Here is a 16195-nt window from a genome sequence, read left to right on the forward strand (position 1 = left end):
TTAAGGTTATATTTATTTTAACAATATCAAATATGAAATTGGCAAAGTTTCACAATGTATAAATCAATTAAGAATATTTTAGGGGGATCGATTATTATGGAACAAACAATAAATAAAGAAAAGGCTGTATTAACAGTAGCTGAAATAAAAGAATATGACAAAAAATATAATTTACATTCCTGGAGTGCTCAGGCTAAATTAAATCCTCCAGTAATTACAAATGCAGAGGGAATTTATTTCTGGGACGAAAATGGTAAAAAATATTATGATATGTCTTCACAGCTTGTAAATTTAAATATAGGCTATGGAAATAAAAAAGTTATAGAGGCCATACAGAAACAAGCGTCACAGCTTGCTTTCACAGGTCCAGGAAATGCTATAGATGTAAGATCAGAACTTGCTAAAAAAGTAATAGAAATCGCACCAGATAACATGGGAAAGGTATTTTTTACCTTAGGAGGAGCGGATTCTAATGAAAATGCCATAAAGATGGCTAGAATGTTTACTGGAAAGTATAAAATATTTTCACGTTATCGTTCTTATCATGGTTCAACCTTTGGTGCAGCAAATCTTACAGGTGAACCTAGAAGATATACTTGTGAACCTGGAATACCTGGATTTGTGAAATTCTTTGATCCTTATATATACCAGGAAAAGATAGAATTTAAAAGTGAAGAAGAGGCATCAAAGTATTATGTAAATAAACTTAGAGAGCAGATTACTTATGAAGGAGCTGACACTGTAGCTGCAATAGTATTGGAAACTGTAACAGGAAGTAACGGAGTCATAATACCTCCAGAGGGATACCTTGAAGGGGTTAGAACATTGTGTGATGAGTTTAACATAATTATGATTTATGATGAAGTTATGGCTGGCTTTGGTAGAACTGGTGAATGGTTTGCTTGTAACAATTGGAATGTAAAACCTGATATTATTACTTTTGCTAAGGGTATAACTTGTGGATATGTGCCTTTAGGTGGAGTTATTGTCAGCAAGGAAATTGCAAAACATTTTGATGATAATGTGCTTATGTGTGGTTTAACTTACAGCGCTCATCCAATTGGCTGTGCTGCTGGCTGTGCGACTATTGATGTGTATAAAGAAGAAAAACTTATTGAAAATTCAAGAGAGATGGGTAAAGTGCTTGGAGCAGAGCTTGAAAAATTGAAAGAAAAACATGCTTCTGTAGGGGACGTAAGGTATATAGGACTGTTTTCAGCAGTAGAGCTTGTTAGAAATAAGGAAACAAGAGAACCAATGGTTCCTTATGGTAAAGATCCAGAGAAGATAATGTCAAAGCTTGTTGGAATGTTAAAAGAGAAGGGCTTTTCAACTTATTCTCATGAGAGCTGCATATTAGTTGCTCCACCTCTTATAATAAAAGAGCAGGAAATTAAGGAAGCTATGGCAATACTAGATGAAGTTCTTGATTATGCAGATAGTTTAACTCATTAATGGGAGTAGCTTTAAAATAATGCTCTAAAGCAGGATGTAATATTTTCAATTATGAGTGCCTTCACTGCGAAAGAAAATCTAAGTTTTGCTAGTACTCGTTCAAAGCACTTTTAATCGTAAATACCACATCCTGGAGCATTATTTTAAAACCAGAGCAGTGATGAAGGTATTTAACGACAGATAATGTAGAGACTATATGATAATAGGGGTAGGAGAAAATCATAAAGAATTTTAGAGAGAAGGATGTATAATGAAAAATATTAGTTGTGACAGAGAAAGAATGGAAGATAAGATTGTTACATTTAGTAAATTCGGTGATACCGGAAAAGGTGGGATAACAAGGTTATCCTTATCAGAACCAGACCTTCAGGCAAGAGAAGAATTCTGCAAGAGAATGAAAGCACTGGGCGCAGAGATCGTAATAGATGATATGGGAAATATATATGCCACATTTAAAGGATCAGAAAATCTTCCGCATATTGCAATGGGATCACATTGCGATTCAGTAGTACAAGGTGGAAACTATGACGGCATTTTAGGTGTAATGACCGCAATGGAAGTAGCTGAAACTATCGTTGCAGAGAAGATTCCCCACCGCCATCCAATTACAGTTATGATATGGACCAATGAAGAAGGGGCTCGTTTCGACCCTGCCATGATGTCATCAGGTGTTATTACTGGTAAATTTGATAAGGCAAAGATGCTGGCGTCAAAGGATAATGAAGGAATGACCTTTGGTGAAGCTCTTGATGCAAGCGGATATAAGGGTGATGAGAAGAACAGAATGAATCCTAAGGACTATATGGCTTTTGTAGAACTGCATATTGAGCAGGGGCCAGTGCTTGAAGCTGCAAAAATGGATATCGGCGTTGTAGAAGGCGTTGTTGGGATGGTCAATTATGAATTTGAATTTATCGGCCAGGCTGGTCATGCCGGAACAGTTCCGCAGAAATTGAGACAGGATGCTCTTTTAGCAGCTTCTGAGGCTATTCAGTATCTTCATAGAGAACTTGACAAACTTGATGAAAGACTAGTTTATACTACTGGTAGAATTATTTGTTCGCCAAATGTGCATACAATTATACCGGATGATGTTAAGTTTACATTGGATGCAAGACATCAAGATCCAGCAGTAGTACAGCAAGTGGTTGAAGTTATTAAGGGAATTCCTTCTGAACTTGCAAAGTGTAAGGTTAGCTACAAGGAATTGTGGTCACGTAAAACCGTCAGCTATAATAAAGAATTGGTGGACTTCGTTGAAAAAAATGCAAATCTTCATGGATACTCCAATATGAGAATGTACAGTGGTCCTGGACATGATGCCCAGTTTGTAGCTGATATGCTGCCTGTAACTATGATATTTGTGCCAAGTATTGGTGGGCACAGCCATTGTGAAATAGAAAAAACCCCCCTTGATAATTGCTTAAAAGGGGCTAACGTATTACTGCAAACGGTGTTGGATATCGATAAGAAGTAGAGGCATCTATTTAGTTCGTTTAATTACGAAGATAAAGGATGAGCTTTACCCATCCCTTCCTCAGATGATAAATTGGTAAAATTTTTCTGAATTTACTGTATAAATTAATAAATTTAAAATTTAAAGTAAATAATATTAACATATTGATAATTTTTTAAAATTCATTTAAACTTAGTGAGAACAAAAAATAATTTAAAAATTAAATTAAGGCATATGAAAATAAATAGTAAGTCAAAGATGCGACGAATATTTTGAATCCGACAAGGAAGCGGGTGACCAAGATAGTGAGCTATCTGAGGGCTCTGTTGACGCAGCAGGATGCAAAATAGACTAGCATACTGACTAGCTATTTACTTGAATATGACTAAAGAGGAGTGAAGTTTGTTATGAAAGAAGAGATGTATGAATTAAAAGAAGATGTAAGTGGCAGTAAATTATATAATAAGGACCTTGCCCCGACAGCTATTAAGGACAGAAACTGGAATACTTACAACTATACAGCACTATGGATAAGTATGGCACACTGTATACCTACCTATATGATGGCTGGTGGACTTATTGCCCTGGGCATGAACTGGCTGCAGGCAATAATAACCATTACTCTTGGAAATCTTATAGTTTTAATACCAATGTTGTTAAATGCTCATCCAGGTGCTAAATATGGAATTTCCTTTCCGGTTTTAGCAAGAGTGTCTTTTGGTACAAAGGGAGCCAATATACCAGCAATACTGAGAGCTATAGTGGCTTGCGGGTGGTTTGGTATAAATACCTATATAGGTGGAAGTGCTCTAAATGTACTGTTTGCATCAATAATACCTGGTTGGAAAACCATGGGTGGAAGTTTCTCTATATTGGGATTGGCACTGCCTAATGCTATAACCTTTATGATATTCTGGGCAATACAGATATACATTATATATAAAGGTATGGATTGGGTTAGAAAATTTGAAAACTGGGCTGCACCAGTAGTATTAATTCTTGCACTTATTCTTGTAATTTGGGCAGTTTATACTGCACACGGTTTTGGACCACTATTCAGTGAACCAAGTAAATTTAAAACTACAGGTGAATTCATAAAAGTATTTATTCCATCATTAACGGGTATGATAGGCTTTTGGGCTACTCTATCACTTAACATACCTGATTTTACGAGATTTGCAAAGAGTCAGAGACAGCAGATGATAGGTCAGGCTATTGGATTACCACCAACAATGACAATATTTTCAGCAATGGGTATAATAGTAACTTCAGCTACAGTTGTTATATTTGGAAAAGCAATGTGGGATCCAGTTGATATAGTTTCAAAATTTACAAATCCTATAGTTCTCTTTATAGGCTTTGCAGGAATAGTTATTGCATCATTATCTGTTAATATAGCGGCAAACATTGTTTCACCAGCAAATGATTTTTCAAACGTAATGCCAACACGTATAAACTTTAAAACAGGGGGACTTATTACAGGTATCTTAGGTATAATTATAATGCCTTGGAGACTTTTAGCTGATCCTAGTGGATATATATTCAATTGGCTTGGGACCTATTCAGGAATACTTGGACCAATTGCAGCAATTATTATTTGTGATTATTGGGTTTGCAGAAAGAAAACTCTTAAGCTTAAGGATCTTTTTGATGAAAATGGAATTTACTCTTATTCAAATGGTTTTAATAAAAACGCAATTATAGCATTAGTTATTGGGGTAGTTGTAGCTCTTATAGGTAAAGTAGTTCCAGCATTAAGCGTAATAGTTGATTATTCATGGTTTGCAGGTTTTGCAGTATCTTTTATAGTTTATTTACTTTTAAATTCTTCTAATGGAGTTTCGGAAGAAAATAGTAAAAATTTAGACGGAGAAGGAAGTTCAGCTGTATAAAATATAGATAGAATTTTCATATTATATAAGTTGTAATTAAAATTATACATTTGATCAATAATGTTTGAGTAAAATAAATATTCTAAAATAAATATTTTATAATAAATATAATTTGTTGAAACATATATAGTAAAAATTAAAAATATTTTTCTGTAGTATATTTTAAATTTCTATAGCATCATAAACCATTAGTATTGGCATAAGTTTATTATAAAATTGCTGATGCTGATGGTTTAACATTTTTAAATGTGACCAAAGTATATTTACAAAATAAATATAAAATAAATTACTGATAGTTGAGGATATTTTCAATTATGGCATGAGCTTTTATTTAGTTTGGATAAAGCAAAAAGTAAATTGGCATATAACTTATCATATTTTTAAGTAAAATTAATTATGGAAAATAGTAATTATGTATAAAAATATATAATTACTTTATATACACAAATAATAAAGATAGATTATGAGGGGGATTTTTTATGGATACAATAATTAAGAATGGAACTATAGTCACAGCTACGGATACTTTTAAGGCTGATGTGGCAATTAAAGATGGGAAAATAGAGGCTATAGGACATAATATACATGCAGAAAACGCAAAAATAATAGATGCAGAGGGAAAATTGATTTTACCTGGGGCTATAGATGCACATACTCATTTGGCAATGCCTTTTGGAGGTACAGTTTCTTCTGATGATTATGAAGCAGGAACAAGAGCAGCTGCTTGTGGTGGAGTTACTACAGTGTTTGATTTTGCGCTTCAGACTAAAGGTGAGGGTATTCTTGAAACGGCAGCTAGAAGGGATAAGCTTTGTGCACCAAAGGCCTGCGTAGATTATGCTTTTCATGTGGCAATTACAGATTTAAGACCAGAAGTATTAGAGGAGATTCAAACAGCGGTGGATTATGGAATACCTAGTTTTAAGGTGTTTATGGTTTATAAAAAAGAAGGGCTTATGGTTGATGATGGTGTTTTTTATAAAATATTGCAAAAATCAAAGGAGACAGGTGCTCTTATAAGTGTCCACGCTGAAAATCCAGATTTAATAGATTTGAGAATAGAAGAATTTTTAAACGAAGGAAAAACTTCAGCTTGGTATCACTATTTGAGCCGTCCTGAATTTGTAGAAGCAGAAGCTGATAAGAGGGCAATACATTTGGCAAAATCTCTGAAAGCTCCTTTGTATATAGTACATCTTGCAAATAAAGAGGGTATGGAGGAAGTTAAAAAAGCAAGAGATGAAGGCTATGAAATTTATGCAGAAACTTGTCCTCAATATCTTAATTTCACTAGTGAGGTTTATAAGAGAGAAGATGGAAGAAATTTTGTATGTTCTCCGCCTATAAAGGGACAGGAAAGTCAAGATGCCTTGTGGGAAGGTATAAAGACAGGAGATATAACAACTATAGCTACAGATCATTGTCCATTCAAAAGCTATGAGAAGGACTGGGGAAAAGATAATTTCACAAAGATTCCAAATGGCTGCATGGGTATAGAGAATATGTATCCTTATATGCTAAGTGAAGCTAATAAAGGAAGAATTTCTTTTAATAAGGTTGTAGAACTTTGCTCAAGTAATCCTGCAAAGATATTTGGCTGTGCACCAGCAAAAGGAAGCATAAATCCAGGTAGTGATGCAGATATTGTAATTTATGATCCTGATAAGAGTTTTGTAGTTTCAAAGGATAATATGCATTCTGATGTGGATCACACTATTTGGGAAGGTACTGAGCTTAAAGGGTATCCTGTTATGACTCTTTCAAGAGGTCGTGTTGTGTTTAAGGATGGAGAATTCCTGGGAAAACCTGGATGGGGCAAAATGCTCAAACGTAGAAGAAAATAGTTATCACTTGAAGTGGTGATTTAGAGTTTTGATGAGGGTGTTTTAAAATAAGTCTCAAAACTTGGTATGACTTGTACATCTAGGATATCCCTCATTTCATAAAGTAAATCTAACCTTGCCTTAGTTTAAAATACTATGACTTTTAAACTCCCTTCGCTCAGACAGTAAAAGTCACCTAACGTATTTTAAAGTCCGCAAGGTAAGGTTTACTAGTTATTCATTCGAAGATATCTGCTATGTACAAGTCATACCAATGAGACCTATTTTAAAATCTAATCATGAAAGTTAAGGTACTTCAGGAAGTCACTTAACGTGTTTGAAACACGTAAAACTAAGATTTTCTAATATTCATTTCAGGATATCTGCAATGTACATGCCATATCAGTTATACCTACTTTAAACTCTGACAATGAAAGTTAAATTATTTCAAGTGATGTTTGAGGACGGGTGTATAAAGCAATACAAATATATTAACACCAATGAATAGATAAGAATTGATGATTTTAGCAGTATAATGGAGCCTAATGCATCTAAATCGGCCATATAGAAATTTGCTGCTTTTAAAGATATAAATTTTTATTAATTCATATGTTAGGATAAGTTCATTGTTAATTTGATTGAAAATTTACAATATTGTAATTATTAATGTGTGAGTATATAAATATTTAATTTAGAAATATACTGCAAAATTAGCAGTTTAGTATATAGAATAGTATGGATGTAATTAGAGAAGATAATTACTGGATAAACAAAATTAATGGGGAAATGGAGGAAAATTATTATGATTAAAAAGAAAGTGACAAAAACTATGATTATAGAAGAAACAGCAAGATGTCTTTTGTGTTATGATGCACCTTGCAGTAAGGCATGCCCGGTGGGATTTGATCCAGCTAAGAATATGAGATCTGTTAGATTTCAAAACTTTAGAGGGGCTGGAGAGGCTGTAAAGAGAAATAGTGAATTAGTAGGAAAATGCGGTGAAGCTTGCAATAATGGAAGGTTTTGTCAGAGAAATTGCATACGAGGAAAGATAGATAGACCTATTCAGATAAATATGGTGCACGAGTTTTTAATGGAAGATAAAAATAAGAGTGAGGAGGATGCTTAATATGAGAGATCTATCAATTGAATTTTGTGGCGTGAAGTGTGAAAATCCATTTTTCCTTTCTTCTTCAGTGGTTGGAAATAATTTTGAAATGTGTGCAAAAGCTCTAGAAATGGGATGGGGAGGAGTGGTTTTTAAGACAATTGGATTTTATGTTGCAAAGGAGGTTTCTCCACGTTTCGATACCATAGGTAAAGAGGGAACTCCTTTCATAGGTTTTAAAAATCTTGAACAGATTTCAGAACATTCTTTAGAGGAAAATTTGGAGTGGATGAGGCAGATTAAAGAAAAATATCCAAATAAAATTTTAGTAGCATCTATAATGGGCCAAGATGAGGAGGAATGGACTGAACTTGCAAAGTTAGTCACAGAAACAGGTGCGGATATAATAGAATGTAATTTTTCATGTCCTCAAATGGCAGACAATAATATGGGGTGTGATGTTGGACAGAATCCGGAATTAGTTAAAAAATATTGTGAGGCAACGAGAAGGGGAACAAATTTACCTATACTTGCTAAGATGACACCTAACATAGGAAATATGGAGATCCCAGCAATTGCTGCTATGGAAGGTGGAGCAACAGGTCTTGCTGCAATAAATACCATTAAAAGTATCACTAAAATAGACTTAGATAGTTTCCTATCCTATCCAATAGTCAATGGTAAATCTTCTGTTTCAGGATATTCAGGTAAAGCTGTTAAGCCTATAGCACTAAGATTTATACATGATTTAGCAAAAAATGAAACACTCAAAGGTGTGCCCATAAGCGGCATGGGAGGCATTGAAACCTGGGAAGATGCTGCAGAATTTATACTGCTTGGCTCTACCAATATTCAGATAACTACAGCTGTAATGCAGTATGGCTATAGAATAATTGAAGATTTAATAAGTGGACTATCTTATTATATGGAGGAGAAAGGTTTTAATAAGCTCCAGGATATGGTTGGACTTGCTCTTAAAAATATAGTTCCTGCTGAAGAACTGGATAGAAGTTTTATTTTATATCCTTCTTTTGATGAAAATATTTGTGTAGGCTGTGGGAGATGTTATATTTCCTGTTATGATGGAGGTCATCAGGCTATAAAATGGGATGCAGATAATCGAAAACCAATTTTACTTAGTGATAAATGTGTAGGTTGTCATCTATGTGCTAAAGTGTGCCCGGTAATGGCTATAAGTTCAGAAAATATTAAGTATAAAGATATAGGCTAGATTGTAGTTAGAAAAGCTAAGTAACTAATTTTTATAAATTTAAAAATTAAAAAATTACAATAGAATATTTAATCAATGTATAAATTAAATTTTTATATAAACATATAATCTTAGCCAATGTAAATGATTTCGCATCATTTGTTAAAATATCAAATATAAATATTGTTTATTGATAATTTAACATAAAAATATAAAATTTTTTAAAAAATGTATTGATTTTATTATTAAAAGATAATATACTCATATTAACGCAGTTTTATTGCTGAATTTTAATAAATATTAATATGATCGTAAATTTTATTACACAGAATTAAAATAATAAATTTAATTTGTTTAGGAGGATTTTATAAATGAGACAGGTAGCTATTTATGGAAAAGGTGGAATAGGTAAATCAACTACAACACAAAACTTAACATCAGGTCTTCATGCAATGGGTAAAAAGATAATGGTAGTAGGTTGTGATCCTAAAGCAGATTCAACAAGATTACTTTTAGGAGGACTAGCTCAGAAATCAGTTCTTGATACATTGAGAGAAGAAGGAGAAGACGTAGAATTAGATTCTATATTAAAAGATGGATATGGTGGAATCAGATGCGTTGAATCAGGCGGTCCAGAACCAGGAGTTGGATGTGCAGGAAGAGGAATAATAACTTCAATAAACATGCTTGAACAACTTGGAGCTTACACAGATGATTTGGATTATGTATTCTACGATGTACTTGGAGACGTTGTTTGTGGTGGATTCGCAATGCCAATCAGAGAAGGAAAAGCTCAAGAAATATATATAGTAGCAAGTGGAGAAATGATGGCTCTATATGCAGCTAACAACATTTCAAAAGGTATCCAAAAATATGCTAAGAGCGGTGGAGTTAGATTAGGTGGTATCATCTGTAACAGCAGAAAAGTTGCAAATGAATATGAACTACTTGATGCATTTGCTAAAGAACTTGGAAGTCAGTTAATACATTTCGTACCAAGAAGCCCAATGGTAACAAAGGCTGAAATAAATAAACAAACTGTTATAGAATTTGATCCTACTTGTGAACAAGCTGAAGAATACAGAGAATTAGCAAGAAAAGTAGATGAAAACAAATTATTTGTTATACCAAAGCCAATGACTCAAGAAAGACTTGAAGAAATATTAATGCAATATGGTCTTATGGATCTATAGGATATATTAAATAGCGGACTTATCATAAAGTCTAAATTTAATATGAACTTTTAAGATTATATTGATACTTATGTTCATAAATAAAATCACTATGAAATTATACTAATTTCATAGTGATTTTTAATTACAAGATTGATAGATGTTCTGGATGATTAAATCTTAAAATATTGCTATATTTTAAATTTCAACTATTTTACCAGTTTCACTTAAATCATATCCACCAATTCCATCTAATTCTATTCTAAAATTTTCTGAGTTGAGTATTTCAATTAATGCTTTAAAGGGGAGATTATTTAGATCTTCTTTTTTTATAACAAGATCATATTTTTCTTTTTGTAGAGGTATAAAATCTATTCCCTGTACTTGAAAAGCTGCTTTTTCAATTCCAAGACCCAAATCTGCCTTACCACTGGAAACAACACTTGCTACAGTTAAATGGGTTAGATATTTTTCATTGTAACCTTTTATATCTTGACTTGAAATTCCAAGAAGCTTTAAATGCTGATCAAGAAGTACTCTGGTGCCTGATCCATTTTCCCTATTTGCAATAGTAATATCCTTACGTCTTAAATCTTCCCAGTTTTTTATTTTTTTGGGGTTTCCCTTTTTTACATAAAAGCCCTGGGTACGAGAAGATAAATGCACTATCACTGCGGGAATTCCAGGAAGAAGCTTTTCAATATAAGGTATATTATATTCTCCTGTTTTACCATCCCATAGATGGCAGGTGGCAATCTGTGCTTCACCTTCGTACAGGCTTACTAAACTCTTGTAACTGCTAACACAGGAAAGCATGGTTTTTGCTCCTTTAGGATGGCTGGATAGATAGCGTGATAGTATATCTAAAAGTACATCTTCTCCGGCCATTAGTACAATGTTGTTATTGAGTATTGTATTATAGTTAGTTTTTATTTGTTCTTCTCCATTGGAGTTATATGTTTTTATAATATCATTATTATTGAAATTAAGTATAGGAGTACTATTTATAGTTTTATTTTTACTAATATTGTTATTATTAAATCCTTTGATATTAACATTATTTAAATTTTTTGATCTATTTTTATAATCCTCTACATCACTTTGTTCTACCCTGACTCTTCTGCCGATTCTGTAGGCATTAAGCTCTCCTCGCTTAATCAATTCATATACAGTTGTCTTCGCAATTTTTAAAATATCAGCTACTTCTTGTGGTGTTAGTGAAGAATTTTCACTCATAAGGAATTTCCTTTCTAATTATAATTATTGTATTATCAATACAACAATTATAATGCTTTTTTACTATTAAGTAAAATATAATAGTTTAATTGCAGTTTATATTTAAAAACATATTGATTTTAAAAAATTACATTATTATAATAATAACTATGAATAACGAATAAAAACAAATAATAATGAACTTAAATGAAGCATATTATCAAATTGTTATAAACATAGTTATTATAATTAATTAAAAGTGGATTAATTAAAAATAAAATCCATGGATAATGTATAGGCTTTAACATTATCCATGGATTTATTTAATGAATATAATAAAAGTCTTGCTAGTTTAAGTTACTTTAGTGTTGTACTCTCTAATTTACCATTATCTAAGGAAAGAACTTCCTTATCAGTTATACTCAATAAATTACCCTTATAGGTGGTTTTTCCACTGGACTGTTCATCTATTACATAGCTGTTGCTAGGATATTTTATATAAATTTTGCCGGCATTAGTTATTATTATATTATCTTTATTCACAGGGCTTTCCAGGTTTGTTTGATGCCACTGTGATACGGAAGTAGCTCTAGAGCCATATAATATATTAGTTACTGTACCATTTTTAAGAGCTCCCATGTATACATTCTCATTATCATCCGTACTAAGTATGCAATAATTTTCATTATCTATGCTTTTATTTTCATTGGTAAATCTTATAACACCATTACTTAAATCCTCGTATACAAGACCTGGGTTATTTTTAAAAGTTTTCATAGTACCAATTTTTCTTGAGGTAATTAAAGAACTCATATTACCATTTACATCATTGAAGAAAATACTGCTGGTTTCATTGGTTTTTAAAGTTTTAATATAGAAGGTATTCATAGCTGTAGAAAATTCTATATCAGAAATTTTATCTCTACTGCTAGTTAGATTAAGTTTTATGGCTGCATTAGAGGAGTCTGTAGGACTCTCTTTACTGTTAGTATCTGCATTATAGGTGTAAATACTAATCTCAGTTGGATCGTCAAGAGATTTTTCACATAAAATTATTATGTTTATATCTGGCAGCCATTTGCTGTATACCTGTTCATTGTTTTTTTCCGAAGGTACTGTTTCTACTGAACCGCTACTGGTATTAACTACATTTAATTTATTATTTTCATAGTAGGATATGTATTGTCCATCAAAAGATGATTCTATTTTAGTAGCAGCTAAAGGGATATTGATATTTATCTTTTTGGCTGGGGTTTTATCTTCAATTTTTATTTCTGTGGTTTTAGTGTTTAGTAAAGAGGTTCTGTAGTATCTATCAGCAGCAAAAAACACTGCACTTTGTAATACTATAGCAATTATACTCCAAATTATTATATTTTTTATCCATTTCATATCAGTAATTCTCCTCTAAGGCTCTACATATAAGGAAGTGGCAACATATCTTTCACCATTCCAGCTGTGAGTATTATTTATTACCTTGCCATTATAGTACATGGTAGAAGAAAAGCCTCCATCCAAACTTGTTGCATTAACAGCACCATATTTTAGCATTAAATCCTGAACGTCTTTCAGACTGGCACCTGAATCAATAAAATTTTTTCTCCCATCAAGTACTAAAAATAAAACTGTACCATCGGCAGTTTGGCCTATAGCTGTACGGGGATTTAAACCTGCTGAAGTACTATCCGATATCTGCCCTTTACCCTTAATGACTAGAGTTGGTGGTATGAAGCAAACTGCTTCTGAAACATCCATACTTTTTAAGTCGTTTATACTGTAATCACCAACTATGAGCTGTCCTGATTTTGTGAAAGCTGTTACACTTTCCTTTTTATCCATATTAACATTACTTGTAGGATATATAATATTTCCATTGGATATTACAAAGCCACCAGGATAAGCTGCTGAGCCACCATAGGTTTGAGATTTGTTATCTGTAAAGGCACCTCCATTTATTGCAGCTAGAGCATTATGCTCCTTTGCCATTTCGCTGGTTCTTTCTCCTTCTGTTCCCAATTTTTTTGTCCATGCAACTTTTATTTTATAGGTGGATGGTATGGAAAGTAAATATCCACTATATCTGCCAGAATCAGATTTTACCTCATAACGGGTAATTTTATCACTTTCATTTTTTACAATTTTAACATTATTGATATTCTCTTTTTGGGTATTATTAAGAGTATTTTTATTTATTATATTATTGATTTCATTTTGAGATAAAAATGAAGTTACCAAATATTGATGCCTTGTACCCATTATAGTAGCAACTACAATTTTCTTTAGGGTGTTAAAGGGGCCTTTATAAATATAGAAAGGTGAAGTTATGAATATGAAAACCATTTCATAAACTAAAAAACATACAACGATTTTAAATTTAATTTTTTTAAACAAATTTTTTCCTCCTTTGTGTATTGTATCTTTGTAATATATCAGTTTCAATTAGAAGTAGATATTTAATCAATAATAGTTAATATACCGAATTAAAAAATAGATATTTTGTAATGAAAATGGGTCTATCCGATGACTACCCAATCTAATACTCCCATGGCACTCTGTGAAAATGGGAGTGAAGAGTGGCTACGTCCCTGGATAACGATTCACCCTAAAGGACAACGATTTCTAAGTATCAAAAATACCCATACTAAGAACTCTGTTAGTAACCATGAGGTGGAAAAAAACTCCATCTGATACCAAGAACTCTGTTTATAAAATATGTACTAATTTATATATTAAAAGTGTAGTATATTTATGTCAAGAAAATATATAAATAGTTCATATAAACTTAGCAAAGTATGAACTTCTAATAAATAAGATCCATTGATCAATTATTAATTAAATATAAAAAATAGAGTGTAATAAATTGAATATTAGTGTATTATATTTATATAACTTATTGATCAACACATCTTTCTTCTTGAGAGTACACTCTCATAAAGTTTAGATGAATTTTTTAGAATGGTATAGATGTTGTAATAAATAAATGTATATATTATAACAACTAGCCGTTAGATTAAATTTATTATTATATTAGGCATGTATTCAGAACTAATATATGATATTAGTTATTTTATGTGCGTTAGTAGGAGGATGATGAAAATGGAAAGAGAATTAGAAGAAGTTTATGCAGAGAAACAGAGGGATTTAGTAGATTATCTTGATAAGCATAATATAAAAGTTTTATATGGATTAAATGTTGTTGAACCCAATAGTCTTATGGGAAAGACACAATATTTGTTTGTGAATGAGAAAGACAGAGAGGCTTTGGCTGAAAAAATTGAAAAAGATAAGTTTGAGAAATACGAAGTAACTAATTTTGATAATCTGTACTATGGTAATGTTGTTCCAAGTTTATGTGGTAGTAATGGTGTAGAGTTTGGAAGTATTGCCAGTCTTCTTAAATTTAAACAGGAATTAAAATTTATAATAATACCAGTGGAATATGTAGAATAAAAATAAACTGGGTAAATGAACCACCTCAAAGTGCATGAATATGCACCGGAGGTGGTTTTTTTATATGGTTTAATTTACCCATAGAATGTTTAATAAATAGAATATTGTTGATATATGAATAAATAATGGATGTATAGAGAATATTTACCCATTGAAAAATGGAGCAATGAAATATATACTAGTGGCAGACAAGCTTTATCCAGAGAAGGACTTCATGAAAAATGTAAATCCAATTCTTCTCTAATTGAGACATATTTAAATAATAGTATATTTATTTGTGTATCTCTAAAAAGAAAGATATATTCAATTGTTGAAAGGAGAAATTTTGATGAAGTTTTTTATAACGTCTAAAGATATAGGTATAGATTTGGGAACATCAAATACCTTATTATATGTAAAAGGAAAAGGTATTGTGTTAAATGAGCCTTCAGTAGCTGCTGTAGATGTGGTAAATAAAAAAATTTTAGCTGTAGGTTCAGAGGCTAAAAAAATGATAGGTAGAACACCTAAAAACATTATAACCATTAAGCCCTTAAAAAATGGAGTGATTGGTGATTTTGATATAGCTCAACACATGCTGAAAAACTTTATTGCAAAAGTCATTGGTAAAAGTACTTTTACCAGTTCTCGAATTGTAATTTGTCATCCTTCCATGATTACTGAAGTTGAAAAGAAGGCAATTAATGAGGCCATAACTCAGGCAGGAGCCCGGAAGGTAATGCTGATTGAAGGGCCTGTAGTTGCTGCCATAGGAGCGGGTATTCCTGTTGAAGAGCCAGTAGGAAGAATGATTGTAGATATAGGTGGTGGAACTACTGAGATAGCTGTTGTCTCTCTTGGGGGAATTGTTACAAGCAAGACCTTAAGAGTTGCAGGAGATTCATTAGATGAGGAAATCATTAAATATGTGAGAAAAAAATTCAATTTAATGATAGGTGAAGAAACAGCTGAAAGTATTAAAATAGAAATTGGATCTGCCTATGAAGATGAGAATGAAGAAGAGGGCAGTATGGGGGTAAAGGGAAGAGATCTAACTACAGGCCTTCCAAAGATTGCAAATATTACAAGGGGCGAAATAAGAGAAGCGCTAAAAGAAAAAATATACTTGATGATTGATGCCATTAGAGTTACACTTGAAAAAACTCAACCTGAACTTGCATCAGATATAATGGATAATGGTATAATGCTTTTAGGTGGTGGTGCACTTTTAAAGAATATAGATAAACTAATATCTAAAGAAATACATATACCAGTGCATATTGCAGAAACTCCTCTTGAATGCGTTGTTATTGGCACAGGAAAATGTCTGGATATGATGAATAAGATAAGTGATATAAAATAATAAATATGTAAGCAGGTATAAAGACTATCTAAAAAAACTGATATTTACGTAAATTTTAGTTTTTGGGTAGTC

13 protein-coding genes are annotated in these 16195 nt (G+C 32.2%); 10 read left to right on the forward strand and 3 right to left on the reverse strand.

Annotated features, from left to right (window positions below):
- The first annotated feature begins 96 nt into the window (after positions 1 to 96).
- The 7 genes from CLOPA_RS04975 (at position 97) to nifH (ending at position 10137) form a co-directional block, all read left to right on the forward strand.
- Positions 97 to 1455: an aminotransferase class III-fold pyridoxal phosphate-dependent enzyme gene (locus tag CLOPA_RS04975; RefSeq protein ID WP_015614381.1), complete on the forward strand. Its 1359-nt coding sequence runs from the start codon at positions 97 to 99 to the stop codon at positions 1453 to 1455.
- A 250-nt stretch (positions 1456 to 1705) separates the two neighbouring features.
- Positions 1706 to 2932: a Zn-dependent hydrolase gene (locus CLOPA_RS04980; RefSeq protein WP_015614382.1), complete on the forward strand. Its 1227-nt coding sequence runs from the start codon at positions 1706 to 1708 to the stop codon at positions 2930 to 2932.
- 386 nt (positions 2933 to 3318) lie between these two features.
- Entirely contained in the window at positions 3319 to 4803 is a 1485-nt protein-coding gene (locus CLOPA_RS04985; protein WP_015614383.1) for an NCS1 family nucleobase:cation symporter-1, read from the forward strand.
- A gap of 479 nt (positions 4804 to 5282) precedes the next feature.
- On the forward strand, positions 5283 to 6647 hold the full coding sequence (gene hydA / locus CLOPA_RS04990; protein WP_015614384.1) for a dihydropyrimidinase: 1365 nt from the start codon (positions 5283 to 5285) through the stop codon (positions 6645 to 6647).
- Between the two features lie 781 nt (positions 6648 to 7428).
- Positions 7429 to 7755, forward strand: a complete 327-nt coding sequence (locus tag CLOPA_RS04995; protein ID WP_015614385.1) for a hypothetical protein — start codon at positions 7429 to 7431, stop codon at positions 7753 to 7755.
- A gap of 1 nt (position 7756) precedes the next feature.
- Positions 7757 to 8965 (forward strand): NAD-dependent dihydropyrimidine dehydrogenase subunit PreA, encoded by a 1209-nt coding sequence (gene preA, locus CLOPA_RS05000; protein ID WP_015614386.1) that lies wholly within the window; start codon positions 7757 to 7759, stop codon positions 8963 to 8965.
- Between the two features lie 350 nt (positions 8966 to 9315).
- Positions 9316 to 10137, forward strand: coding sequence for a nitrogenase iron protein (gene nifH / locus CLOPA_RS05005; RefSeq protein ID WP_015614387.1), 822 nt, complete (start codon positions 9316 to 9318; stop codon positions 10135 to 10137).
- Between the two features lie 177 nt (positions 10138 to 10314).
- Here nifH and CLOPA_RS05010 read toward each other — a convergent pair whose 3' ends face one another.
- From CLOPA_RS05010 to CLOPA_RS05020, 3 genes are all read right to left on the reverse strand, one after another.
- Positions 10315 to 11352: a substrate-binding domain-containing protein gene (locus tag CLOPA_RS05010; protein ID WP_015614388.1), complete on the reverse strand. Its 1038-nt coding sequence runs from the start codon at positions 11350 to 11352 to the stop codon at positions 10315 to 10317.
- Positions 11353 to 11688: 336 nt separating this feature from the next.
- The gene (locus CLOPA_RS05015; protein WP_015614389.1) at positions 11689 to 12723 is read right to left on the reverse strand and encodes a hypothetical protein; all 1035 of its coding nucleotides are present in this window, start codon (positions 12721 to 12723) and stop codon (positions 11689 to 11691) included.
- A gap of 15 nt (positions 12724 to 12738) precedes the next feature.
- Positions 12739 to 13722: a phosphodiester glycosidase family protein gene (locus CLOPA_RS05020; RefSeq protein ID WP_015614390.1), complete on the reverse strand. Its 984-nt coding sequence runs from the start codon at positions 13720 to 13722 to the stop codon at positions 12739 to 12741.
- 705 nt (positions 13723 to 14427) lie between these two features.
- Between CLOPA_RS05020 and CLOPA_RS05025 the strand changes: the two genes are divergently transcribed.
- From CLOPA_RS05025 to CLOPA_RS05035, 3 genes are all read left to right on the forward strand, one after another.
- Entirely contained in the window at positions 14428 to 14781 is a 354-nt protein-coding gene (locus CLOPA_RS05025) for a hypothetical protein (protein WP_015614391.1), read from the forward strand.
- Between the two features lie 129 nt (positions 14782 to 14910).
- Entirely contained in the window at positions 14911 to 15132 is a 222-nt protein-coding gene (locus tag CLOPA_RS05030; RefSeq protein ID WP_041710803.1) for a hypothetical protein, read from the forward strand.
- A complete protein-coding gene (locus tag CLOPA_RS05035; RefSeq protein WP_015614392.1) occupies positions 15110 to 16123 on the forward strand; it encodes a rod shape-determining protein in 1014 nt (337 codons plus the stop codon). The genes CLOPA_RS05030 and CLOPA_RS05035 overlap by 23 nt, the downstream gene beginning before the upstream one ends.
- Positions 16124 to 16195: the final 72 nt, after the last annotated feature.

The sequence above is a fragment of the Clostridium pasteurianum BC1 genome, from assembly GCF_000389635.1.
GTDB lineage: Bacteria > Bacillota > Clostridia > Clostridiales > Clostridiaceae > Clostridium_I > Clostridium_I pasteurianum_A.

What these genes read in the sequence shown, in the direction of transcription:
- CLOPA_RS04975 (WP_015614381.1), top strand. Translation starts at nt 97, where the DNA reads ATGGAACAAACAATAAATAAAGAAAAGGCTGTATTAACAGTAGCTGAA.
- CLOPA_RS04980 (WP_015614382.1), top strand. Translation starts at nt 1,706, where the DNA reads ATGAAAAATATTAGTTGTGACAGAGAAAGAATGGAAGATAAGATTGTT.
- CLOPA_RS04985 (WP_015614383.1), top strand. Translation starts at nt 3,319, where the DNA reads ATGAAAGAAGAGATGTATGAATTAAAAGAAGATGTAAGTGGCAGTAAA.
- hydA (WP_015614384.1), top strand. Translation starts at nt 5,283, where the DNA reads ATGGATACAATAATTAAGAATGGAACTATAGTCACAGCTACGGATACT.
- CLOPA_RS04995 (WP_015614385.1), top strand. Translation starts at nt 7,429, where the DNA reads ATGATTAAAAAGAAAGTGACAAAAACTATGATTATAGAAGAAACAGCA.
- preA (WP_015614386.1), top strand. Translation starts at nt 7,757, where the DNA reads ATGAGAGATCTATCAATTGAATTTTGTGGCGTGAAGTGTGAAAATCCA.
- nifH (WP_015614387.1), top strand. Translation starts at nt 9,316, where the DNA reads ATGAGACAGGTAGCTATTTATGGAAAAGGTGGAATAGGTAAATCAACT.
- CLOPA_RS05010 (WP_015614388.1), bottom strand. Translation starts at nt 11,352, where the DNA reads ATGAGTGAAAATTCTTCACTAACACCACAAGAAGTAGCTGATATTTTA.
- CLOPA_RS05015 (WP_015614389.1), bottom strand. Translation starts at nt 12,723, where the DNA reads ATGAAATGGATAAAAAATATAATAATTTGGAGTATAATTGCTATAGTA.
- CLOPA_RS05025 (WP_015614391.1), top strand. Translation starts at nt 14,428, where the DNA reads ATGGAAAGAGAATTAGAAGAAGTTTATGCAGAGAAACAGAGGGATTTA.
- CLOPA_RS05030 (WP_041710803.1), top strand. Translation starts at nt 14,911, where the DNA reads ATGTATAGAGAATATTTACCCATTGAAAAATGGAGCAATGAAATATAT.
- CLOPA_RS05035 (WP_015614392.1), top strand. Translation starts at nt 15,110, where the DNA reads ATGAAGTTTTTTATAACGTCTAAAGATATAGGTATAGATTTGGGAACA.